The sequence below is a fragment of the Acidimicrobiia bacterium genome (assembly GCA_029210695.1).
Classification (GTDB): Bacteria; Actinomycetota; Acidimicrobiia; order Spongiisociales; family JAHEDJ01; genus JAHEDJ01.
Window position 1 is genome coordinate 61,555 of record JARGFH010000005.1, and the last position, 21,752, is coordinate 83,306.

A 21,752-nucleotide genomic window follows, 5' to 3' on the forward strand; every position below is an offset into this window, starting at 1 on the left:
AGGAAGACATCGCCGCGCCAGAACGCAGTTAGAACGAGGCGATCAGGCCGGACCAGGGTGGGACTGCGGCGACGCGAAGGTCGAGCGGTTCGGGCGACACCTCGCCGGTGCCGTGCAGGATATCGACCCGGTCGGCCGTCACCGGGATGAAACAAGACAGAGCCTCCTCGGCTCGATTGACGATGACCAGGAGGCGCTCATCTGCGTTCGTTCTCGTGAAGGCGAAGGCATCGCTGTCGAGGTAGACGACCTCGAACGTCCCATACCGGAGGGCGGGGTGATCTCTGCGGAGCCGGCCCAGAGTCCTGGTCTGGGTCAGGAGATCCTGATTCCACGATTGCTCGTCGTGCCACGGGAAGGCTCCCCGGGATCCGGGGTCCGATCCTCCGGTCATGCCGACCTCGTCTCCGTAGTACAACCCGGGGGCACCCGGCACGGTCATTTGGGCGAAGACGGCCAGCGCGAGGCGCTGTGCGTCATCGCCGGCCATCGTGAGAAATCGCTCGGTGTCGTGGCTGCCGATCAGATTCTGGCTCGCCAGGACGACCTCGGGCGCATACCTCGCATGCATCCGGGTGAGGCCTTCGACAAAACGGTCGGCGTCGATCGTCGGTTCGGCGAAGAAATCGACGGCCAACTCCCGGAATTGATAGTTCATGGTGGCGTCGAATCGATCCCCCTGGAGCCACGGCATCGCATCCCCCATGATTTCGGCGATTAGGTACGTGTCCGGGTCGACCGACTTGACGGCCCGGCGGAAGTCGACCCAGAAATCGTGGTCGATGTAGCGCGCCACATCCATCCGCCAGCCGTCGATGTCGTAGTTGGTAATCCAGTGAGTGGCCACCTCGAGGAAGTACTGCCGGGCATCCGGATTGGTGAGCACCAATCTCGGCATGGTCGGCACTCGATACCAAGAGGCGAAGGATGGCTCGACCGGTGGGCCGTCATCATCGGATTCGATCAGGGTCAATCCGGAGGCCTTGATGGTGTTCACCTGGTAGTCCAGGAATTGTTCGGCCCGCTCGCCGTAGAGATCTCGCGCGACGCGCGGCCGGATCTGCACCGTGAGCGGGTATGAGTGGACGTCGAACCAATCCCAATAATCCGAAGCGGGGCCATTTGCGATCATGTCCTGAAAAGCGAAGAAGTGCGGATGGCAGTGATTGAAGGAAGCGTCCAGTATCACCTTGATGTCCCGGGAGTGCAGCGCCTCGACCATTTCCCTCAACGCTTCATTACCGCCCAGGCGTTGATCGACCTCGTAATAGTCGACGGCGTCGTAGCGATGCACCGACAGTGAACGGAATACCGGGTTGAGATACACGGCATCGATCCCGAGGTCCGCCAGGTAGTCAGCCTTCTGGGCAATCCCACGGAGGTCGCCACCCTGGAATCGGCGGGGGTGCGGTGGGCTGCCCCACGGGTCGGCGTCGGACGGGGTCAGCGTCGGGTCACCGCTGGCGAAGCGATCAGGGAATATCTGATAGATAACTGCGCCGCGTGCCCACTGCGGTACCTCCACGTGCTGCGTCTGCGCCACATCGAGACCCCAGTAGTCGAGGCGCTCGGCCGCGTTCGTTATGCCGGAAGGAACCAGGTACACGGGTTGATCGCTGCCGAACCGGAGGGCGAACGAGTACTCGAAAGTGGATCCTGCCGGGTCGACGGTTGCCTCCCAGTAGATGAAACGCCGGTCCTCGGCATAGCGGTCCATGGTCGTGCCGGACCCATCGAGTCGGGCGAGCACCGCTTCGGTGAAACCATGTTCGGTGATGAGTCTGAAGCGTATGCTTCCGTCTGCTCGGCGCTCGCAGAAGGCAACGTCGGACGGGTCGTAGCGGACGTCGTAGGGGAAGAGATGTCCAGGTCTTCTGTAGTACTGGTAGACGCGCTCCACGGTCTCAGGGCCTCTGTCTATGACAATCGCCCGGCGAAACCTTCGACCTGACCAGGTAAACCGTTACCCAGGGCTTGCGTGATCACCGGGAAGAACAGCGTCGCCAGGAACCCTTTCGAGCGGAGCAGCACATGCACGTCGACGGCGACTCCGGTTTCGGCCTCTGTGAGCTTCGTGGTGATGCGGCCGGTCACCTCACTGGTGGCGATTTCGATGGCCATCATCGAGGGATTGGTCGATTCCACCGTCACGGCTGTGCCCTCATACACCTGAGAGGCGGCTGTAGCTCTGAACCGATAGGCGGTCAACAAACCATCCGGATCGTGGTGGACGTCGAAGACCTCTTCGACTCCGGCGAGGCCCTCCCAGGTCTCCGGCAGTTGAAGCTGTTGCCAGGCGAATTGGCGGGTCGTCGGCGCAATCACCGTATGCGAGAACTCGGCAGAGGACACGGCGGGAGCGTATGACCCGAATCAGCGTGATGCAAGCTCCCGGTTAGCCTGATGGGGTGATCAACCCGACAGATTTCGTACGACTGACCCTCGATCCGGTTCGACTCGCCATCCTCGGCCGGGCAGCCCTGGGTCCGGTAGATGCAACCGAACTCGCCGGGGTTCTGGGAACCCACACCAAGCAGGTTCTATCCGGCATCGCCCGGCTGCGTGAAGCCGGCCTACTGACCGAAGAGAACACGCTCAACCGGGAAGCGTTGCGGGAGCTGGCACTGGCGCTCCCGGACGATGCCGGTGTCGATCCGGCCGTCGTTGAGGGGCCGTGGTCGACTGAGGAAGTCCAGGTGCTGTCACGGTTCTTCTCGGGTTCAAAACTCACGTCTATTCCAACGAACCGTTCGAAACGGCTCGTGGTTCTCGACCGGCTGGCGACGGAATTCGAACCCGGTCTGCGCTATACCGAACGCCACGTGAACCTGATCCTCAAGTCATTTCACCCGGACTTCGCGGCTCTGCGACGGTATCTCGTGGACGACGGGTTCCTGACCAGGGCCGACGGTGTCTACTGGCGCAGCGGCGGCCGTACCGGCGGCTGACCCTTCCAGGATTGCTGGTTCTGCGCGATCATGGTGTTGCGGCCTCCGGGTGAGAGGGCGGTGTTTGGGAGTTCACCCGGTGGTTGCTCTTCTCCGATGTCCATGACCCGTGACTTCTGGTTCCTGGTACCTTCTTGTCCATGTCTGGACTTCTCGCATTTCATGCCCATCCCGATGATGAGGCCACCTCGACCGGAGGGACGCTGGCCCACTACGCCGACGCCGGCGAGCGGGTCGTCGTTGTCACTGCCACCGACGGCGCGGTGGGGGAGATCCACAACTACGACGATCCCGAGGAACTCCTGCCGCAGCTGGCCGAAATGCGCGCAGTTGAGATGGCAAAGGCGGCGGCCATCCTGGGTGTGGAGCACGAGTTCCTGGGGTACCGGGACTCGGGGATGATGGGAACCGAGGACAACCAACACCCCGATTGCTTCTGGCAGGCCGACTTCATGGAAGCGACGGGCCGGCTCGTGCGGCTCATCCGCAAATACCAGCCGGAGGTCATGGTCATCTACGACCCGTTCGGAGGATACGGGCACCCCGACCACATCCAAGTTCACAGAGTCGGGCTGGCGGCGTTCTACGCAGCGTCCGACCTGTCTCGGTTCCCCCTCACAGGCGGTGAGATCGAGTGGACCCCACCGAAGCTGTATTGGACGGCCTGGGCCCGGTCGCGGATGGCGGCCTTCGCCGAGGCGCGTCATGAGGCGGGACTGATCTCAGCCGACGATCGCGATCGGATGCAACGCGGGGGAACCGCCGATGAGTACATCCATGCGTGGGTCGACATCCGGTCGCAACTGGATCGCAAATTCGATGCCCTCCGGGCGCACCGCACGCAGATCCCGGCCGACTGGTGGCTGTTTCAGGTCCCCGAAGAGTTGCGACCGGAGATCTTCGGCCGCGAGAGCTACATCCGCGTATTCAGCCGGGTCGAGGTACCGACGCCCGAGGACGACCTGTTCGCCGGCCTCCGTTGAGTTCCAGACTTTTCTCCGCAATGCAATGGCGCGTGGCAATACACAGTATTGCGCAGAAACCTGGGTCTGAATTCTCCGCAATGCAATGGCGCGTGGTGATTAACAGTATTGCCGAGAAAACAGGCTCCTCGACCCGTTACCCTGCTCAGCAATGTTGATCGTTCGCGACCTCCGGATTGAGGTTGGGCCCCGTGTACTCCTCGACGGGGCCTCATTTACGCTGCAATCTGGAGACAAGGTGGGGCTGGTCGGGCGCAACGGCGCCGGAAAAACCACGCTCATGCGGACTCTGGTCGGATTCCAGTCTCCTGCCGACGGGTCGGTCATCCGGTCCGGCAACCTCGGCTACTTTTCGCAGGAAGCGGCCCTGCCGGACCTCGAGCGCCCCGACCTGACCGGCCTCGAACGGATTCTGGCCGCCCGGGAGATCGGAGCCATGCTGCGCCGCATCGAGGACACCCGCCGCAAGATCGAGCGTCTCGACGGCAAGGCGCGTGACGAGGCGATCAAGCGCTTTGCGCGTCTGCAGGACGAGTTCGAGGCCAAAGGCGGTTTTCCCGCCGAAGCCGAGGCCAAGCGCACCGCCGCCTCCCTCGGCATCGGCAACGACGAGCTCTCCCAGCCGGTCGCCACGATGTCAGGTGGTCAACGGCGCCGGACCGAGTTAGCTCGCATTCTCTTCGCCGAGAGCGACACGATGCTGCTCGATGAGCCGACCAATCACCTGGACATGGACGCAAAAACCTGGCTCATGAGTTACCTCGCCTCCTATCGCGGCGCCCTACTGGTCGTCAGTCACGACCTGCCGCTCCTCGACGAGTCGATCACGTCCGTCCTCTCATTGGAGGGCGGGGATCTCGACGCCTATCGGGGCAACTATTCCCATTTCGTCTCCGAACGCGAGCGTCGCCGAGTCCAGAAGGAGCGAGAGCGGCGCCACCAGGACGTCAAGATCGCTCAGCTCCAGGGCACGATCAACCGCTTCAAAGGCAAGACCGAGAAAATGGCGCGCAAGGCCAAAGTGATGGAGACCAGGGTGGAGCGGATCAAGCGCGACCTCATCGAGGTGGGAGGACGTGGCAAGAACGTCTCGGTCAGGTTCCCGCAACCGGAACCCTCTGGAAGAACACCCCTGAACGCCGGCGGCCTCGCCAAGTCCTACGGTGACAACCTCGTATTTGTCGACGTTGATGTCGACATCGACCGGGGTGAATGCATGCTCATCATGGGGCTCAACGGCGCTGGGAAGACGACGCTGTTGCGTGTGCTGGCGGGTGTTGAGACACCCGACCTCGGCGAGGTCACGCTCGGGCACAATGCTTCGCTCGGGTACTACGCACAGGAGCACGAGCAGATCCACAACGGAATGACCGTTCTCGATCACCTGCGCCAGGTGTCAGATCAACCCGACCGGATGCTGCGAACCGTCCTTGGTCACTTCCTGTTGGCCGACAAGATCGAACAGGACGCCGGAACGCTCTCGGGTGGCGAGAAGACCAAGCTCGCCCTCGCCCAGGTCGTGCTCGCTCGCCCCAACGTCTTGCTGCTGGATGAGCCGACCAACAACCTCGATCCCCAAGCGAAGGAGGCTCTCCTCGGCGCGTTGCATCAGTATCAGGGCACGATCATCCTCGTGAGTCACGACACCGAGTTCGTCGCCGAGGTGCAGCCAGACCGGGCCATCATGATGCCGGACGGTGAGGTCTTCTACTTCGATGAGTCGCTGCTGGAGCTAGTGGCTCTGGCGTAGCTCCTGGGCGATAGGGGCGTCGCCCTGCCGCCTCGAACCCGTTGCCACCCGGTAGCCGGTCCACAGCAGCACCGCCCCGATCAGGAGCGCCACCGCGAACCCGGCCGCTTCCCCGAGCGCGGTCAGCGAACCGCCAAAGGCAGGCGAGAGGGTTCCCAGCACAATCAGCAGGTTGCCGACGGCCAGCATCCGATTGGAACTCCAGACCTTCACTGCGCTGAATCCGGCGAGTCCAACGATGATCAGCGTGGCCACGCCACCGGCCAGCGCCGCGAACAGCCGTGGGCCAGGGACGGAAACCCCTCCGACCTCGATGATGAAGTCGAAAAGCTCCTTTCCCTCCGGGACTCCGTCGGTCGCCGTCGATCCCTTCAGCGGCGCCAGCCAGGTGGCAGCCAACCCCAGCGCCGACCACAGGCCGACGCCGTACGCGAATCGCCGGCCGGCGATCGGTCCGAGCACCAAAAACACCGATCCGGCGGCGAGGAAAGGGATGTTGACGATGGCGCCGAGCCAGTAGAACAGCCTGAAGTTGAGCGCACCCCAGCCCACGGCCAGTCCAAGCACGAGGGCCCACGAAGCGAGGGCGTAGGCCCCCATGGCCGTTGCCCACATGATGGCGTGCGGGCGAGGTCGTCTTCGCCAGTCGAGGGCTAGATCGAGGGCGAAGCCGGTGGCTGCCAGCGCGGCGAGCAGCGGGACGAGGTAATTCACGGCGTCACCCTACCGGCGAGGCATCCGACAGGGAGTCGGCTCGAGGCGATGACATAATGCCTCCTCGTGAGCCAGACGATCGACGACCAACAACTCTCCAGACTCCGCTGGATCGGCCGCCGGCTGATTCTCCTCGGGGTCTCAGTTTGGGCGGTCTGGCTGATCGTCAAAGCAACAGGAGGCGATCCGCAGGTCGAGCACTATCTGCCGTTTCATCTCGGTGGTGTGCTTCCTGGTTCGATCATGGCCCGGTGGAGCAGCGTCCGGAAGATCTTCCGGAGGGGTTGAGGCGGAGGCCACGGGCTACGAACGTCCGCCCATCAGCGCCAGCCAGCCATCCGCCACCCGGCCGAACGGTTCGCGCAAGCCCTCCAGCGCGATGTGCACATCTGCGGCCGTCACCCTGGCCTTGTCTACCCAGAAATCCGGGTAGGCGAGCGACGTCTGGTGCAGGAGGAACTCGTCCTCATCCTCGATCATCACGGTCCCGTCGGTGAGGCGCACGACGTCGAGATCGAGATCGACCATCGTCACATAGTCCGTCCGCTCCCACACGGCCGGCGTGATGATGTCGACGTAGTGCGAAGTGCGGTGCTCGGTGTTGCGAACCACCGTCCACCAGCGCCCGGGAGCGACGCACTGCACGAAGAACCCCTCCATCGCTTTGGCGGGCTCGGTGCCTTTGCGCAGCTCGGTCCCGGTCGGGACCCCGAGCCAGGTGCCGAACTCGTCATCGCCGAGCAGTTCGGCTTCGTAGTTCCAGTGGAGGGTGTCGGGATGCTTGCGATACTCAACCGTGATCATCGGGCGTATCCTGGTCGCGATGGACGCTCTCGTCGAGTACGCGCAGGAAGCACTGAGTTCGAGAGCCGACGCGGCGAAGGCTGCGCAGATGGCTGCCTACATGAAGACCGACATGCCGTTCTACGGCGTGCAAACGCCCGCCCGCCGCCAGATCGCCAGGGAAATGAAGCGGAGGTTCGTTCCGCGCTCGGCAGGCGAGTACTGCACGATGGTCGAGACGCTCTGGGCCCTTCCTCACCGCGAAGAGAAATACCTTGCCATCGGGCTGGCCGGGGCACACCCAGGGTTCGTCACGTTCGAACAGATCGGCCTCTACCGGCGGTTGATCGTCGAGGGCGCATGGTGGGACTTCGTCGACACCGTCGCATCGGGGCTGGTCGGCCGGGTCCTACGCAACGAGCGGGAAGTGACCCGCCCGGTCCTCGACGAGTGGATAGACGGTGAGGACATGTGGCTTCGCCGCACTGCGATCATCAGCCAGCTCGAACACAAGGACGCTACGGATGCAGAGATGCTGTTCGACTACTGCTCCAGGCGTGCATTCGAGAAGGAGTTCTTCATCCGCAAGGCGATCGGGTGGGCGCTGCGCCAGTACGCCAGAACGGATCCAACCGCCGTCACCGCGTTCCTGCTCGAACACCGGGACGAGTTGTCCGGACTGAGCTTCCGGGAGGCGTCCAAGCATTTGGACCTCAGCAGTATGCAGTAGGCGGTAGGCCGGACGCGACCCGGCCCCCGGGGATGCCGGAGGCCAGGTCACTAATCGCCTGTGGCCTATGGCCTATGGCCTATGGCCTATGGCGAACCGCCGCAGGCGGTTCCTATTCCACCGTCCAGGTTCCCAGAGAGCCGATGAGTTTCTGGAGGTCGCCGGGGCCTCGCTTCTCGGTGACCGCCTCGATCTGGCGGGTGACTTCCTTGTCGTAGACCGGGCGGTCGACGTCGCGGAAGATTCCGATCGGGGTCGGCCCATCCGGGTGTGATGACAGACGGCTCAGCGCAAACGCCATGCTCGGGTTCACTTGCCGTGAGTCGTGCACGTGGATGGTCGACGGATCGACCGAGGCCGTGTCGACGATTCTGGCCACGCCGCTCTCGATGACTACCGCCTTCTCGCCATCCGGACCGAAAGTGATCGGCTCGCCGTCTTCCATGCGGATCTGGTTGTCGAGGCGCTCTTCCTTGCCCGTCAATGCCTGGAAGGCTTTGTCGTTGAAGACGTTGCAGTTCTGGTAGATCTCGATGAAGGCGGTGCCCTCGTGTTCGTGAGCCCGCTTCAAGATGTCGATCGTATGTTTGCGGTCCATATCGATCGTCCTCGCCACGAACGAAGCATCGGCGCCGAGGGCCAGGCTGACCGGATTGAACGGATGGTCGATCGAGCCGAGCGGGGTCGACTTGGTCGTCTTCCCAACTTCGGAAGTGGGCGAGTACTGGCCCTTGGTCAGGCCGTAGATCTGGTTGTTGAACAGCAAGATCTTCAGATTCACATTGCGTCGCAAAGAGTGAATCAAGTGATTGCCACCGATGGAGAGCGCGTCGCCGTCACCGGTGACGACCCACACCGACAGATCCGGGTTGGCGGTGACGACCCCGCTGGCGATCGCCGGCGCCCGGCCGTGAATCGAGTGCATCCCGTACGTGTTCATGTAGTACGGGAAACGCGACGAACAGCCGATTCCGGAGATGAAGACTACGTCTTCTCTGGCGACACCCATCTCCGCCATATAGGCCTGAACGGAGGCGAGGATCGTGTAGTCCCCACAGCCCGGGCACCACTTGACTTCCTGGTCCGACTGGAAATCGGCCCGTTTGTAGTTGAGGGTTGTCATGATTCGATGAGCTCCAGGATCTTCCGTTCGATTTCCGAGACCTTGAACGGTTCTGCCGATACCTTGTTGAACCCGATGGCGGGAACGAGGTATTCCGCCCTGATCAGATGGCGAAGCTGACCCATGTTCAGCTCGGGGATCAGGACTTTGTCGAAGCCGTGCACGACCTCTCCGAGGTTGGCCGGGAACGGATTGAGATGCCGCAGGTGGGCCACCGAAACCGCCAGGCCACGCTTGCGGACTCTGCGGACGGCGCCCTTGATCACACCGTAGGTCGACCCCCATCCGAGTACGAGCAACTTGCCATCCGGATCGCCGTCGACCTCGATGGGATCGATGTCGTTGGCGATGTTGGCGATCTTCCAGGCTCTGGTGTCGATCATCAACTGGTGGTTGTCCGGGTCGTACGAGACATTGCCGGTGACTTCTTGTTTCTCGAGGCCGCCGATGCGGTGTTCGAGACCGGGGGTGCCGGGAACCGCCCAACTCCGGGCGAACGTTTGCGGATCCCGCAGATAGGGCAAGTATTCGTCTCCGGCATTCGGTGCCTTGATCTGCGGCTTGCTGATGTCGGGCAGCTTGGAAACGTCGGGGAGATTCCAGGGTTCAGATCCGGTGGCGATCGAGTTGTCCGAGAGCACGATGACCGGAGTCATGTACTTGAGGGCGATTCTGACCGCTTCGATGGTGATCGCGAAGGCGTCGGACGGTGACTGGGCGGCCAGCACCGGCATGGGAGCCTCACCGTGCCTCCCGAAGATGGCGAACAGGAGGTCGGCCTGCTCGGGCTTGGTCGGCAAACCCGTCGAAGGACCGCCGCGCTGGACGTCGATGACGATCAACGGCAACTCCATCATCAGCGCCAGGCTGATGGTCTCGCTCTTGAGGGCAAGGCCGGGACCGCTCGTGCCGGTGAAGGCAAGGTGGCCGGCAAAGGCCGCACCAACTGCAGCGCCGATGCCTGCGATCTCGTCCTCCGCCTGGAACGTCTTCACGCCGAAGTTCTTGTGTCGCGACAACTCGTGGAGTATGTCGGAGGCCGGCGTGATCGGGTAGGTGCCGTAGAACACGGGCAGCTTGGCCGCCTGGCCGGCCGCAATGATGCCCCAGGCCATGGCGGTGTTGCCGGTCACGTTCGTATACGTGCCGGACTCGAGCTTGGCCGGTTTCACGAAGTACGTCGTGCGCGCCGCGTCCGTCGTGAGTCCGAAGTTCCAGCCCGCCTTCAGTGCTGCCACGTTGGCGTTGAGCACTTCCGGGCGTTTGGAGAACTTTTTCTCGAGCCATTCGGTCGTCGGTTCGAGTGGGCGGTTGAACAGCCAGGCCATGAGCCCGAGAGCGAAGAAGTTTTTCGAGCGAAGGACCTCACGCCCAGTGACGCCACTGTCCTTCACGGCCTCCTTGGTGAGCGTCTCCATGGGGGCGGAGATGATCCGGTATCCGTCGAGGGTCCCGTCTTCGAGGGGGTTCGTCTGATACCCCGCCCGGTGAAGGTTGCGCTCGATGAACGCCTCCGAATTGACGACGATCGTGCCGTTGGGACGAACGTCCTTGAGGTTCGATTTCAGGCCCGCCGGGTTCATCGCCACCAACACATCCGGTTCATCACCAGGCGTGAGAATGTCGAAGTCCGCGATCTGAACCTGGAACGACGACACACCTGCCAGGGTGCCGGCCGGGGCCCGGATCTCGGCAGGGAAGCTGGGGAACGTCGCCAGATCGTTGCCGAACGCCGCCGAGGCGTCCGTGAATCTGGTTCCGGCCAGCTGCATGCCGTCGCCGGAGTCCCCGACGAAACGGATGATGGCTTTGTCGATCTCTTCCTGGTCGGAGGAGTGCTCTTCGACGGGAAGGGTGGCAGTTTCTTCTGACACCGACATCACTTCCTTTTCATGGCCGTTGGCGGCCGGCACAGGATCGCTCCCTCACCGAACTCGACTGGCGGCCAGTTTCATACGTTCAATTGCGAATGATCTGTTGACCATCCTCGGCGGGCCAGTGTACCCCTCCCCGGGAGTGAACAAAGGTCCATCGGTCTATGCCATCGGGCCGATGGTCATTCTCCGGAATTCCGCATTGATGCGGTCAGCTTGGCGAAGTGAGGTCGAACACGAAGCAGACGATTTCGTGGTCGTCGTTGTTCCATCCGTCTTCGAGCGGGGTGAAGAAAGAGAGGTCGAGCCGGGAGTCGGCGTACTCCGCCCCAACGTAGGCGGCGAAGCGGTCGACGCAGGCCAGGTAGGCGTATTCGTTGAGAGCATCCTGGCCCGGCCACGCCTGATCTGGCTCCTCGTGGTCGAAGATGGCGTAGACCTCGTTGTCGTGAGCGACGTCGCACGGCAGCCCCGGCACGTCTTCGACTTCGATGACGGTGGGATCGTCGAAGCAATCCCCGATCTGGAAATCGGCCACCGGAATTGCCGCCGCTTCCGAAAGGCCTCCCGCGTCGTTTCGGGACACCGAGTTGCAGGCAGAGGCCACTGCCACGGCCGCGACCGTCAATGCCAGGAATCTGCGGTGGTACATCGGTGCTCCTTCGTTGCCGCTCGTCGCTTGTTGATAACCTACCAAACGGTAAGTTGGCGTTCGGGGCGGGTACTTGTCCTCTACTGGCGCCGGGTGGTGGGGAGCATAATGGCAGTAGTTGACAAGAGAGCCACCTAAGGGACGTCGGGAGATCCCGACGAAGATTTCCGGGGTGGGGTGGGCTGTGAACGGTGGCGGTACGCCATCCCTCGATGTGTCGAGGTTCCTCCCCGTTTCGGGCTTCGCATCATGCGACGCCTGTACCGCATCGGGCACACTCACCCCACACCGGATTCTCAATTGTCACACCGGGGGGACTGTCACTTTGCTCAGTCCGGCTGCTTCGAGGTAGGCGCCGAAGTCCAGCAAGCGCTGCTCGTGCCACCAGGGACCGATGATCTGCAGTGCGGGAGGTGGCGACCCTTCGATGGCGAGCGGCACGACGAGCGCCGGCACCGCCGCGTGATTGATCGGTGCCGAGAACCACGAGAGTGCCGACCGGTAGTGAACCGACCCCGACGAAGAATCCACCGTGTCGCTTCCGATGGTCTTCGTGGTCGTGCACGTGGCGGGCGTCACGATCAGATCGACCCCGGCAAACGCCCGCTCGAAGGACTGCCGGAGCCGGGCGCGCCAGGCCAGGCCGTTCACGTATTCATCGAGGGTGACCTCATCGGCGCGTTGCATTCGCTGCTCGACCTCCGGACCGTAGTGCTTACCGGAGGCGCGAAATGAGCGGTGGACGGCGGCCACCTCACCGTAGACCGAGGCGAGGAGGAGATCCGGGGCAACGATGTCGGGAAGCTCGATCGCCTCGATCGACACACCGATCCCGTCGAGCGACCGGACTAACCCGTCGAACCCGGCGGTCACTTCGTTGGTCAGGGGCGCATCATCGATCCAGGCGGTCGGGACGCCGATGCGGAGGCCGTCTGGTCCGCTTTGCGGCCGAACTGCAGGAGCGGGGGAGAACGACGACCAGGGATCTCCGGGGTCGCCACCTGCCATGAGTGAATAGATGAGACCGGCATCGCCGACCGAGCGTGTGATCGGGCCGACGGTGTCGAGCGAAGGGGCCAGCGGAAAGACCCCCGAGATTGGGATGCGTCCGTGGGTGACTTTGAGGCCGACCAGCCCGCACAGCGCGGCCGGAACCCGGATCGATCCACCCGTGTCGGTCCCGAGCGCGGCGGCCGCCAGCCCGGCCGCCACCGCCGCTCCCGATCCGCCGGACGATCCACCCGGTGAGGTGTTCGGATCCCATGGATTCCGCACCGGGCCGAACCAGTGGTTCTCACTGGAGAACCCGAACGCAAACTCGTGGAGGCCGGTCCGGCCGACCGCAATGGCGCCGGCCGCCTCGAGCCGCCCTACGGCCGGGGCCGTGTGTTCCGGAACCGAACGGTAGAACGACGACCCGGCCGTGGTGAGGAGCCCGGCCTGGTCGATTAGGTCTTTGACGGCGATGGGCACACCGGCGAGCGGCCCGGGGTCTTCGCCACTCTGGATCATCTCGTCGATCAATGCCGCCCTGGCCAGTGCCCCTTCGTGATCGACGAGCGTGAACGCGTTCAGCGGTGAGGCATCGATGCGGGCGAGGCAATCGACCACCGTCTCGGTGGCGGTGATGTCGTGCCTGCGGACGGCCGCGGCCAGCCCGAGCACGTCGTCCATCAGATCACCAGGAGAGAGTTCGGGTATCCGGGAATACCGACACCCACGGTTTGCCGGGTGGGACGGTCAGCGTCGATCCGTCCGCCTTGGTCAGTGCGAACGGCTCCTCGATGGAGGCCCTGGTCCAGACCCCTTCTTCCACTTCGCCGCCGGAGAAGACGAGTGCCCGACCGGTGCCCACCGTCTCCATGGCAGGCACGGAGCTTCCTGCCCCGGATGGTGAGGCGGTATAGCGGCGAGCCAACAACACCACCAGGGTGTCGGTAGCGATTTGGGCTGCTTCGCCTTCCTGGCTGATCCACTCGTGCGGTTCTCCTCCGGTGAAGCGTACATACCGTTCGCCGTCCCACTGCCACATGACCTGGAGTCCCGGGGACCAGCTGAGTGTAATTTCCGTTGCTTTCTGGCGATCACCGGCCGGCCAGGCGTCCCATGCGAAGAGATCGGGCGGTGGCTCATCCGGGTAGCCGCGCCCGTCTGCGTATTCGCGCAACGCGGCTGTGTCGACATAGAGGTTGTGTGGGGCGTAGCGGCCCGAAACCCGGAACGTAGCGGGGCGTACCTCGCCGATGAGGGACACACCGGCTGCGGTGATGCGATTGATCACCCACGGCTGGGCGCCGCTGATGGTGAAGGTCGCCCCGAGGGGCCGCAACAACGTCGGGTCGGTCGGGCGGCCCGACCGCATGGGGCCCAGGTACGACGAATCGCTGTCGTGGAACAGGGCGATGAAGCGGGTGAGGCCGGCTTCAACCAGCAGTTCGTAGACGGCGTCTGCTTCCTGGATCCCGGATTGAGGGCGGGCATTCCAGTGGTTGTCGATCTTGACCGCCATCACCCGCCGCTCGAGGAGGAGCGGGTCGTCGACCGATAGTCCGTCGAGCGGCGACATCGGTCCTGCCGGGAGGGTGGTCGTCGTTGTCGAACTCGTCGTGGTCGGCGCCACAGTGGTGGTTGTCGTCGAGGGCTCGGTCGTGGTGGAGACGACCGGCTCGATGGTGGCCGCCGACGATCCCGAGCATGCGGCGGTCAGCACAATGCTCAGCACCGCCAGGGTTAGGGGGGTTCTTCGAAACACGGGGCGGGAGTGTAACCCGATTGTCGGCCTGTGAGACATGGCAAATTCCGGGGTCGGCAGATCGGGTCACGCTCCCCGCCGACCTCGGTCAGAGCGACGTCAGCGGGGCCGGTCGATCAGCCCGGCTCTGCGCAGCGGCCAATAGCGAAAGAACGCAACGTTTGCTTGGTCTCCGATGAGAATGGGCCCGAGCGTCCGCCCATCGTCCCGCGACCGGTGGCGGGCATCACCCAGGACGAAAACGTGGCCGGCCGGTACTCGCCACGAACCGTTCGGGGTGGTGTCGTCGACCGTCCACCTTTCGACTAGCTCCCGGCCATCTACGAAGACCGCCCCGTCCTCGACGTCGATGGTTTGTCCCGCCATCCCGATCACACGCTTGATCAGGTGAAAGCCCGTTCGGTCCGGATGCTCGAACACGATTACGTCCCCGCGAGCCGGCCGGCGACGCCACGTGACCACGTAGTCGCCCTCCTGGAGGTGGGGGCTCATCGATGCTTCAGCAATGGCAAACCTGCGGAACAACACGCTGTGCCTCGGGTGTCGATAGAGAGCACGTGAGTGTATCGTCAGACTCAGAAACCCTACATCCGGAGGTTATTCATGGGTCTGTTCAAGCCAAGCACCACAGCACACGCACATTGCGATTTGTACTGCGGTGTGTACGACCCGGCGCAGGCGAAGATCGAGGCGATGTCGGTCCTGAAGGTCGCAGAGAAGTACCAGGCTTCAGACGATCCGGAGTTTCGGGATCGCTGCATCTTCATCAAAGAAGAGCGCGCCGAAGAAGTGAAGCACCATTTGATGGTGCTCTGGGCCGATTTCTTCTCCGCAGACCATCGTGTCGAGTTCCCGCAACTCGACGATCTGTTCTGGCGGGCCATTCATCAAGCCGGCGATGCCAAGAAGAGCATGGATCCAGAAGCAGGCAGGAAGCTCATCGCCTTGATCGACGAGATTGCGGTGATCTTCTGGAGCACCGAGAAGGCCAAGGGAATGGGCGTCTATCCGCCCAAGTAGGTGATAGGGGTACTAGGTCATAGGTAATAGGCCGTAGTTTGGGCCCCATCGGGGCCCAAACTACGCCAGATCGCGCTTCTTCAGGAGCAGCGTCGTCAGCCCTGTCGACACGACGAAAGCCACCAGGACTTTCGCCAGTGCGCCGCCGACGCCCGGCACGAGGTTTCCGAGGAACCCGAGTGTTCCGGCCGGTATTCCTTCACCGATGTCTGCGTAGCCGCTGAAGGCAGTGATCCACACCGAAGAGGGGGCCAGCGCCGAGAGCGCTCTGCCGAGGATGCCTTCCCACACGAAGATGTAGGCCAGTCCGGCCAGCGTTGCCCGGCTGAACAGCAGGCCGAGAGGCACGAAGACCGCCGAATAGCCGAGCGCCTCGATGACGAGCGCGGCGAGCGGGGCTAGTCCCAGGCCGGCATCGCCGATCGTGATGATTGCCACCAACCAGGTGACCGCCAGTCCAATTCCGGCCAGCAGTAGCGTTGCGGCGGTGGCGGCCGCAGATACTGAGGCGGCGATGATCCACCTCGGAACCGGCTTCACGACGATGTATGAGAGGGTCGAGGCACGGAGTTCTTCACCGAAGGCCGAGGAAGCGTTCAACAAGGCCGTGACCGCCAGGCCGACCATCAGATACAGGCCGACGTTCAAATCATGGAACAGGCCTATCAACTCGTCCTCATCGACCGAAGCCGAGGCAATGGCCAGAACGATGCCCGGCAGGGCCGTGAAGAGGGTGAGGCCGATGGCCCGTTTCCTCTGCACCAGTTGCCGGAAACTCAGCCGGAAGATCCATCTGGCGGCGATCATCGTGGTTTCACCAGATAGCGGAAGACGCTCTCCAGCGAGGTGTCCTCGGGATCCACCCGGGTCAGGCGAGCTCCCAGGTCCCGGCACAAGGCGGGAAGCCGGTGCCCGAGAGCCACCGGATCCCGCACCTCGACGTGGATGGTGCCGTCGATGAGCCTGACCCCCTCTACCCAGTCCTGGATGAGCAACGCGGCTCCGACCTTCCTCGGGACATCGGTGTCGATCCGGATGCGGCGGGGGATATCGGTCATCGCCGTGCGAAGGTCGGCCACCGAACCCGCTGCGGCGAGGCGGCCGTCGACCATGGCAATGACCCGATCGGCCATTCGCTCCACCTCGTGGAGCACATGAGAAGACACGATCACCGTATGGCCGTTCTCCGCCAGTTCGGAGAACAGTCCGATCAGGTGAGCGCGCTGCACCGGGTCCGTCCCGTTGAGCGGTTCGTCCAGGAACAGGACGATCGGGTCGTGAGCAAGAGCCGCCGCCACCTTGGCGCGCTGGCGCATGCCTTTGCTGAACGTTCCGACCTTCCGATGGGCAACGTCGGTCAGGCCTACGATCTCAAGCGCGCGATCTGCCGCCTCGGCCGGCTTGCTGAGGCCGAAGAGGGCGGCGTTGAAGGTCACGAACTCCCTGGCTGTGAACACCTCGTACACGGCCTCGTCCTCATGAACGAATCCGATCCGACGGAGCACTTCAGGGTTGGAGCGCGGGCCTTCGCCGAGCAACGTGATCCGACCTTCTGAAGGGCTCAGCAGCCCGACCATCATCCTGAGGAAGGTGGTCTTCCCCGCCCCGTTGGGGCCCAGCAACCCGGTGACACCGGGTCCGAATGAGCAGGACAGCTCGGACACGGCGACCTTCTGTCCGAACCACTTCGAGACGTCGTTCACCTCGACGGTGGCTTCGGCGGCGAAGCGGGCATCGGTCACGGCAGCCTCCGGTACCTGGCCCACACGACGGTTGTAGCGAGGAGCGCGACGGCTACGGTGGCCGGGACTGCGGTCCACTGTTCGAAGCCGGACCGTTCGACGAGGTAGTCGACCGTGTCGATGTCGAAGATCCAATCTCTGATCACCCGGGGGTATTCCTCCACCGCCAGGAAGGCGGCGTACTTGGCGCCGGTCATATCGAGCTGTGTCAACAACTCACCGATTCCATTGAGGATGAAAAGGCCGCCGAAGAAGGCGCCGGCCGCGAACCCCTCGCGCGGTATCAGGGCAGCAGCCGTAACAGCCAATGCCGCGTGCGCGGTGAAATAGGCGAGGGCGACCACCGGCACCTTCCACAGGATGTCGAGGTTGGCGCCCATGTACGACAGGAAGCCTTCAGTGGAGACCACGCTCAGGCCGAGGTGCATGAGGATCTCTGGGACCAGGTAGAACGACAGAACCAGAATCGCCAGTGCGGCGATCTTGGCGGCGAGGTAGTCGACCATTCGTAGTGGACGGGAGAGGTAGATATTCAATACACCCTCGACCCGATCCGGAACCAGGAGGGCCGGCGCGGCAAAGGCGATGAACAGGATGGCGATACCGGAATTCAGGTCGAAGTACTCGCCGTAGCCGGGGAGATCAGGTGCCGACGGTCCCAGCGCCACTCCTGCCACCCAGTGCAGGCCGACGAAAATGAAGGCGATGGCCGCGCTGATACCGATGAGCGACCAGGGGAACAGCTTCCTGCGCGCCTTGCGGCGGAGCCCCAGGACGCGGCGGAATCCTTCCTTGACGATGGCGCGCATCGCTCCGCGTCTGCCGAGTCGTTCCTCGTCGTACGACCGATACCCGCGGTCGACGATGACGGCACGGTTGTTCATGACGGATTCGCCTCGGCGGGCAGGAAGAACGCCTCCTCCAGGGAGGTGGAAGCGACGCCCAGGCGCACGATCCCGGATTCGGTGGCTGCCAGACCATCCCGGACCAGATCAAACGTGTCGCCATCGGTGTGGCTGACGTCTAGTACCTGTCCTTGTGCGGTCACGGATGCTCCCCGATCGGAAAGCCAGGCGACCAGGCCGGCGACATCGCCGAGCACTTCCAGGGTGATTGAATCCCGAACCTCGAGTCTGCCGAGCGGTCCGGCGCGCAACACTTTCCCGGCGTCGAGCATCACCACCCAATCGCAGGTCTCCTCGATGTCGCTGATGATGTGGGTCGAGAACAGGACGCTGATCCCGAATTCTCCGAGCCGGTTGATCAGTAGCAGCATGTCCTCGCGGCCTTTGGGATCGAGCCCGGAAGCCGGCTCGTCGAGCAGCACCAGATCCGGATCGTGGACGATGGCCTGCGCCAGCTTGACTCGCTGCACCATTCCCGTCGAGAAGTCGCCCAGGAACCGGAATCGTTCCTCGTGCAGGCCGACGAGGAACAGGATTTCGGAGGCGCGGCGGCGGGCGGCCCGGACGGGGAGTCCGGCGAGTTCGGCTGCGTAGCCGACGAAATCGGCAGCCGTCTGGTCCTTGGGGAGGCATGCACCTTCCGGCATGTAGCCCACCCGGGATCGGACTTCCAGCGGTTCCCGCGTCATCGGCATGCCGAGAACCTCGATCGCGCCTTGTTCGGGATGCAGCATGCCGAGCAAAATTCTCAGGAGCGTTGTCTTGCCTGCTCCGTTGGCACCGACGAGCCCAACCCGACCCTCGGGAATCTCGAGAGTCACATCTTCGAGGGCGGTCACGTCGCCGTATCGATGGGTCAGGTGCTCGACCTTGAGCAAAGCCATGAAGGTGAAGCTAGTCGCGAGTCGCGAGTCGCGAGTCACTCGCGACCAGCGACTCGCGACCAGTTACTAGTTCGTCGGGAACCCCAGGTCGACGGTACTCGTAGCCGGATCCGGCCACCTGCTGGTTACCACCTTGCCCTTGGTGAAGAACCGGAGGCCGTCGGGACCGTACATGTGGGTGTCTCCGAACAGGGAATCACCCCAACCGCCAAACGAGAAGTTGGCAACGGGAACGGGAATTGGCACATTGATTCCCACCATGCCGGCGTCGACGTCGAACTGGAACTGCCTGGCGGCTCCACCGTCACGCGTGAAGATGGCGGCACCGTTTCCCCACTTGTTGTCGGCGATCAGGTCTACGGCTTGCCGGTAGGAGTCAACGCGCACGATCACCAGAACCGGTCCGAAGATCTCATCGCGATAGACGCTCATGCTGGGAGTAACCCGGTCGAGCACCGTCGCACCCAGGAAGAAGCCGTCACCTTCGAATTCGTTCCGGCGACCGTCGACGACGATCTCTGCTCCTTCCGATTCCCCCGCTCCGACATAGCCGGCGACCCGATCCCGGTGTTCGCGGGTGATGAGCGGTCCCATTTCAGAAGTCGGGTCGTTGCCGGGGCCGATCTTCAGCGCCTCGGTTCGAGCGCGGATTGCGTCAACCAGCGGATCGGCGATATCCCCGACGGCGGCCACGACCGAGATGGCCATGCAACGTTCGCCTGCGGAACCGAAGGCGGCGCTGACGGCCGCATCCGCCGCCAGGTTTACGTCGGCGTCCGGTAGAACGACCATATGGTTCTTCGCGCCGGCCAGCGCCTGGACCCGCTTGCCGTTGGCATTGGCCGTTTCGTGCACATGGCGGGCAACCGGGGTAGATCCCACGAAGCTGACGGCCTTGATGTCGGGGTGGGTAAGAAGGCGGTCGACTGCCACCTTGTCGCCGTGAACCAGATTGAGGACCCCGGGCGGGAAACCGGCCTCGTGGAACAACTCAACGATCATCTGGGAAGCAGACGGATCTTTCTCAGAGGGCTTCAAGATGAAGGTATTCCCGGCGGCGACGGCGTTGGGAAGCATCCACAACGGGACCATGGCCGGGAAGTTGAACGGCGTGATGCCCGCGCAAACACCGAGGGGTTGACGGATGTCGTAGACGTCGATGCCGGTCGAGGCCTGTTCTGTGAACCGTCCGGCCAGCGTTTCGGCGATCCCGCAGGCGTATTCGATGTTCTCGAGCCCGCGGGCGACCTCACCGCCGGCGTCGGCTTCGGTTTTGCCATGCTCGGCCGAGATCGTCCTGGCCAGTTCGTCCGCGTTCCGCTCGACCAGCTCGCGGAACTTGAACATCAGCTTGACCCGGCCTGCTACCGAAGTTGCTCGCCAGCCGGGGAAGGCTGCCGCCGCTGAAGCGACGGCTGCATCTACCTCTTCGATCGACGCGAGGTCCACCTGAGCCGTCTGCAGACCCGTGGCGGGATTGAACACCGGTCCGGTTCGACCGGAGCTGCTAGGCGTTTGTTCGCCCCCGATTAGGTGATGAATGTGTTCCATTGCGTTAGCTCCTCTACGACCCAGAAATCTCACCGATGGTACGGATGAGGATGTCGGCAGCTTCATCTATCTCTTCTTCGGTGACTGTGAGCGGGGGAGCGATGCGCAGCACGTTGCCGTACAGACCACCCTTGCCTATCAACAGCCCGTCTCGCTTGGTGAGCTCCATGAGCTTCCCGGCCGCACCTCCATCAGGCTGGTTGCTGTCGGGATGAACGGTCTCGATGGCCAGCATGAGGCCCTTCCCGCGTAGCTCGGCGATCCAGGGTGTGGCATCGACAACCGGCTGGAGGTGGTTTCGCAATCGCCGTCCCATCCGCAGGGAGTTGCCCTGAAGGTCGTGATCCAGAATGTACCGGAGATTGGCGAGTGCGCCTGCCGAGGACATGGGGTTGCCCCCGAAAGTGGAGATCGAGTTGGCGCCCAGGCTGTCCATGATTTCCGCTCTGGCTACCACTCCGCCCATCGCCATGCCGTTGCCGACACCTTTGGCGAATGTCAGGATGTCGGGTATCACGTCGTGGGCCTGGTATCCCCAGAAGTGCTCGCCGGTCCGACCCCAACCAGTCTGCACCTCATCTGAGATGAGCAGGATGCCGTACTGGTCGAGAACCTTCTTCATCGGGCCAAAGAAGCCGTCCGGCGGAGTGGCGAATCCACCGACGCCCTGGATCGGTTCCATTATCAAACAGGCAACGTCGCCCGAAGTCATCATGTCGATCACCTGCTCGAGGTCGTCAACGCACGCCTCGGTGTAAGCGTCGTCGTCGAGGTGCCCGAACGGGCTGCGGAGCCGGTAGCCGCCCTGGACGAAGTTGACGTTGAGGCCGGTCAGGCTGGTCGGCGACCAGGAGCGATGTGAGGTGATCGCAACGTTGGTGAAAGAGCGTCCGTGGTAGCTGTTGCGAAGTGCCAGCACCTGGTTCGACTTCCGATAGCCGGTAGCGAGCATCAGTGCCGCATCGTTCGCCTCGCTGCCGGAGTTAGTGAAGAACACCTTTGCATCCGGAATTCCCGACAGTTCGGCGATCTGCTCGGCGAGTTCGATCATCGGTTCGGATGTGTACAGAGTCGTGGTGTGGAAGACCTTGGCGGCCTGTTCCTGGACGGCCTGAACGATCTCGGGGACCGAGTAGCCGGTCATGGTGGTGAGGATTCCGGCAAAGAAGTCGAGGTAGCGGTTGCCTTCGACGTCCCAGACGTGGCGGCCTTCTCCGCGCTCTATGGAGATCGGCTCCTCGTAGTAGAGGGCCAGCCATGAAGGCAATGCGTTTCGATAGCGCTGGTGCAGGTCTTGATTTGAGGTGGGCATGTTCCCTCGATTCTCGCGGTGTTGGTATG

Annotated in this window: 22 protein-coding genes; 6 read left to right on the forward strand and 16 right to left on the reverse strand. The window is 63.2% G+C overall.

What is annotated here, in order from left to right; genetic code table 11:
* Positions 1–28: 28 nt before the first annotated feature.
* Positions 29–1,900, reverse strand: coding sequence for a glycoside hydrolase family 13 protein (locus P1T08_02730; protein ID MDF1595005.1), 1,872 nt, complete (start codon positions 1,898–1,900; stop codon positions 29–31).
* Between the two features lie 17 nt (positions 1,901–1,917).
* Entirely contained in the window at positions 1,918–2,352 is a 435-nt protein-coding gene (locus tag P1T08_02735) for a hypothetical protein (GenBank protein MDF1595006.1), read from the reverse strand.
* A gap of 56 nt (positions 2,353–2,408) precedes the next feature.
* On the opposite strand from P1T08_02735, the gene P1T08_02740 reads away from it, so the two are divergent.
* The 3 genes from P1T08_02740 (at position 2,409) to P1T08_02750 (ending at position 5,681) form a co-directional block, all read left to right on the forward strand.
* The gene (locus P1T08_02740) at positions 2,409–2,948 is read left to right on the forward strand and encodes a DUF2087 domain-containing protein (protein ID MDF1595007.1); all 540 of its coding nucleotides are present in this window, start codon (positions 2,409–2,411) and stop codon (positions 2,946–2,948) included.
* Positions 2,949–3,088: 140 nt separating this feature from the next.
* Positions 3,089–3,931 carry a PIG-L family deacetylase gene (locus tag P1T08_02745; protein MDF1595008.1) on the forward strand — a complete coding sequence of 281 codons (843 nt, stop codon included), beginning with the start codon at positions 3,089–3,091 and terminating at the stop codon, positions 3,929–3,931.
* 151 nt (positions 3,932–4,082) lie between these two features.
* Complete coding sequence (locus P1T08_02750; protein MDF1595009.1) at positions 4,083–5,681, forward strand: ABC-F family ATP-binding cassette domain-containing protein; 1,599 nt, start codon at positions 4,083–4,085, stop codon at positions 5,679–5,681.
* Here the strand turns inward: P1T08_02750 and P1T08_02755 are convergent.
* The gene (locus P1T08_02755) at positions 5,664–6,395 is read right to left on the reverse strand and encodes a hypothetical protein (GenBank protein MDF1595010.1); all 732 of its coding nucleotides are present in this window, start codon (positions 6,393–6,395) and stop codon (positions 5,664–5,666) included. The two genes, P1T08_02750 and P1T08_02755, sit on opposite strands and share 18 nt — an antisense overlap.
* 66 nt (positions 6,396–6,461) lie before the next feature.
* On the opposite strand from P1T08_02755, the gene P1T08_02760 reads away from it, so the two are divergent.
* Complete coding sequence (locus P1T08_02760; GenBank protein ID MDF1595011.1) at positions 6,462–6,683, forward strand: hypothetical protein; 222 nt, start codon at positions 6,462–6,464, stop codon at positions 6,681–6,683.
* A gap of 15 nt (positions 6,684–6,698) precedes the next feature.
* Here the strand turns inward: P1T08_02760 and P1T08_02765 are convergent, their stop codons facing one another.
* Positions 6,699–7,199, reverse strand: a complete 501-nt coding sequence (locus P1T08_02765; protein MDF1595012.1) for a DUF402 domain-containing protein — start codon at positions 7,197–7,199, stop codon at positions 6,699–6,701.
* A gap of 19 nt (positions 7,200–7,218) precedes the next feature.
* Between P1T08_02765 and P1T08_02770 the strand changes: the two genes are divergently transcribed.
* The gene (locus P1T08_02770) at positions 7,219–7,908 is read left to right on the forward strand and encodes a DNA alkylation repair protein (protein MDF1595013.1); all 690 of its coding nucleotides are present in this window, start codon (positions 7,219–7,221) and stop codon (positions 7,906–7,908) included.
* 112 nt (positions 7,909–8,020) lie between these two features.
* Here P1T08_02770 and P1T08_02775 read toward each other — a convergent pair whose 3' ends face one another.
* From P1T08_02775 to lepB, 6 genes are all read right to left on the reverse strand, one after another.
* Complete coding sequence (locus P1T08_02775; GenBank protein ID MDF1595014.1) at positions 8,021–9,031, reverse strand: 2-oxoacid:ferredoxin oxidoreductase subunit beta; 1,011 nt, start codon at positions 9,029–9,031, stop codon at positions 8,021–8,023.
* A complete protein-coding gene (locus tag P1T08_02780; protein MDF1595015.1) occupies positions 9,028–10,911 on the reverse strand; it encodes a 2-oxoacid:acceptor oxidoreductase subunit alpha in 1,884 nt (627 codons plus the stop codon). The genes P1T08_02775 and P1T08_02780 overlap by 4 nt, the downstream gene beginning before the upstream one ends.
* Positions 10,912–11,116: 205 nt before the next feature.
* Positions 11,117–11,557 (reverse strand): septum formation family protein, encoded by a 441-nt coding sequence (locus P1T08_02785; GenBank protein MDF1595016.1) that lies wholly within the window; start codon positions 11,555–11,557, stop codon positions 11,117–11,119.
* A gap of 303 nt (positions 11,558–11,860) precedes the next feature.
* Positions 11,861–13,231, reverse strand: coding sequence for an amidase (locus P1T08_02790; GenBank protein ID MDF1595017.1), 1,371 nt, complete (start codon positions 13,229–13,231; stop codon positions 11,861–11,863).
* 4 nt (positions 13,232–13,235) lie between these two features.
* Positions 13,236–14,309 carry a DUF3048 domain-containing protein gene (locus P1T08_02795; protein ID MDF1595018.1) on the reverse strand — a complete coding sequence of 358 codons (1,074 nt, stop codon included), beginning with the start codon at positions 14,307–14,309 and terminating at the stop codon, positions 13,236–13,238.
* A gap of 99 nt (positions 14,310–14,408) precedes the next feature.
* Positions 14,409–14,837 (reverse strand): signal peptidase I, encoded by a 429-nt coding sequence (gene lepB, locus P1T08_02800; GenBank protein MDF1595019.1) that lies wholly within the window; start codon positions 14,835–14,837, stop codon positions 14,409–14,411.
* Between the two features lie 75 nt (positions 14,838–14,912).
* Between lepB and sodN the strand changes: the two genes are divergently transcribed.
* Positions 14,913–15,329, forward strand: a complete 417-nt coding sequence (gene sodN / locus P1T08_02805; GenBank protein MDF1595020.1) for a superoxide dismutase, Ni — start codon at positions 14,913–14,915, stop codon at positions 15,327–15,329.
* 60 nt (positions 15,330–15,389) lie between these two features.
* On the opposite strand, the gene P1T08_02810 is transcribed toward sodN, so the two are convergent.
* From P1T08_02810 to P1T08_02835, 6 genes are all read right to left on the reverse strand, one after another.
* Complete coding sequence (locus P1T08_02810; protein ID MDF1595021.1) at positions 15,390–16,136, reverse strand: hypothetical protein; 747 nt, start codon at positions 16,134–16,136, stop codon at positions 15,390–15,392.
* Entirely contained in the window at positions 16,133–17,095 is a 963-nt protein-coding gene (locus tag P1T08_02815) for an ABC transporter ATP-binding protein (protein ID MDF1595022.1), read from the reverse strand. The genes P1T08_02810 and P1T08_02815 overlap by 4 nt, the downstream gene beginning before the upstream one ends.
* The gene (locus P1T08_02820; protein MDF1595023.1) at positions 17,068–17,955 is read right to left on the reverse strand and encodes a hypothetical protein; all 888 of its coding nucleotides are present in this window, start codon (positions 17,953–17,955) and stop codon (positions 17,068–17,070) included. The genes P1T08_02815 and P1T08_02820 overlap by 28 nt, the downstream gene beginning before the upstream one ends.
* Positions 17,952–18,860: an ABC transporter ATP-binding protein gene (locus tag P1T08_02825; GenBank protein MDF1595024.1), complete on the reverse strand. Its 909-nt coding sequence runs from the start codon at positions 18,858–18,860 to the stop codon at positions 17,952–17,954. The genes P1T08_02820 and P1T08_02825 overlap by 4 nt, the downstream gene beginning before the upstream one ends.
* Positions 18,861–18,926: 66 nt before the next feature.
* Positions 18,927–20,411, reverse strand: coding sequence for a CoA-acylating methylmalonate-semialdehyde dehydrogenase (locus P1T08_02830; protein ID MDF1595025.1), 1,485 nt, complete (start codon positions 20,409–20,411; stop codon positions 18,927–18,929).
* A gap of 13 nt (positions 20,412–20,424) precedes the next feature.
* Complete coding sequence (locus tag P1T08_02835) at positions 20,425–21,723, reverse strand: aspartate aminotransferase family protein (GenBank protein MDF1595026.1); 1,299 nt, start codon at positions 21,721–21,723, stop codon at positions 20,425–20,427.
* Between the last annotated feature and the right edge of the window lie 29 nt (positions 21,724–21,752).

Coding starts and splice junctions, on each gene's coding strand:
- P1T08_02835 (MDF1595026.1), bottom strand. CDS start 21,723: ATGCCCACCTCAAATCAAGACCTGCACCAGCGCTATCGAAACGCATTG.
- P1T08_02790 (MDF1595017.1), bottom strand. CDS start 13,231: ATGGACGACGTGCTCGGGCTGGCCGCGGCCGTCCGCAGGCACGACATC.
- P1T08_02780 (MDF1595015.1), bottom strand. CDS start 10,911: ATGTCGGTGTCAGAAGAAACTGCCACCCTTCCCGTCGAAGAGCACTCC.
- P1T08_02765 (MDF1595012.1), bottom strand. CDS start 7,199: ATGATCACGGTTGAGTATCGCAAGCATCCCGACACCCTCCACTGGAAC.
- P1T08_02775 (MDF1595014.1), bottom strand. CDS start 9,031: ATGACAACCCTCAACTACAAACGGGCCGATTTCCAGTCGGACCAGGAA.
- P1T08_02745 (MDF1595008.1), top strand. CDS start 3,089: ATGTCTGGACTTCTCGCATTTCATGCCCATCCCGATGATGAGGCCACC.
- P1T08_02750 (MDF1595009.1), top strand. CDS start 4,083: ATGTTGATCGTTCGCGACCTCCGGATTGAGGTTGGGCCCCGTGTACTC.
- P1T08_02810 (MDF1595021.1), bottom strand. CDS start 16,136: ATGATCGCCGCCAGATGGATCTTCCGGCTGAGTTTCCGGCAACTGGTG.
- P1T08_02830 (MDF1595025.1), bottom strand. CDS start 20,411: ATGGAACACATTCATCACCTAATCGGGGGCGAACAAACGCCTAGCAGC.
- P1T08_02825 (MDF1595024.1), bottom strand. CDS start 18,860: ATGGCTTTGCTCAAGGTCGAGCACCTGACCCATCGATACGGCGACGTG.
- sodN (MDF1595020.1), top strand. CDS start 14,913: ATGGGTCTGTTCAAGCCAAGCACCACAGCACACGCACATTGCGATTTG.
- P1T08_02785 (MDF1595016.1), bottom strand. CDS start 11,557: ATGTACCACCGCAGATTCCTGGCATTGACGGTCGCGGCCGTGGCAGTG.
- P1T08_02820 (MDF1595023.1), bottom strand. CDS start 17,955: ATGAACAACCGTGCCGTCATCGTCGACCGCGGGTATCGGTCGTACGAC.
- P1T08_02770 (MDF1595013.1), top strand. CDS start 7,219: ATGGACGCTCTCGTCGAGTACGCGCAGGAAGCACTGAGTTCGAGAGCC.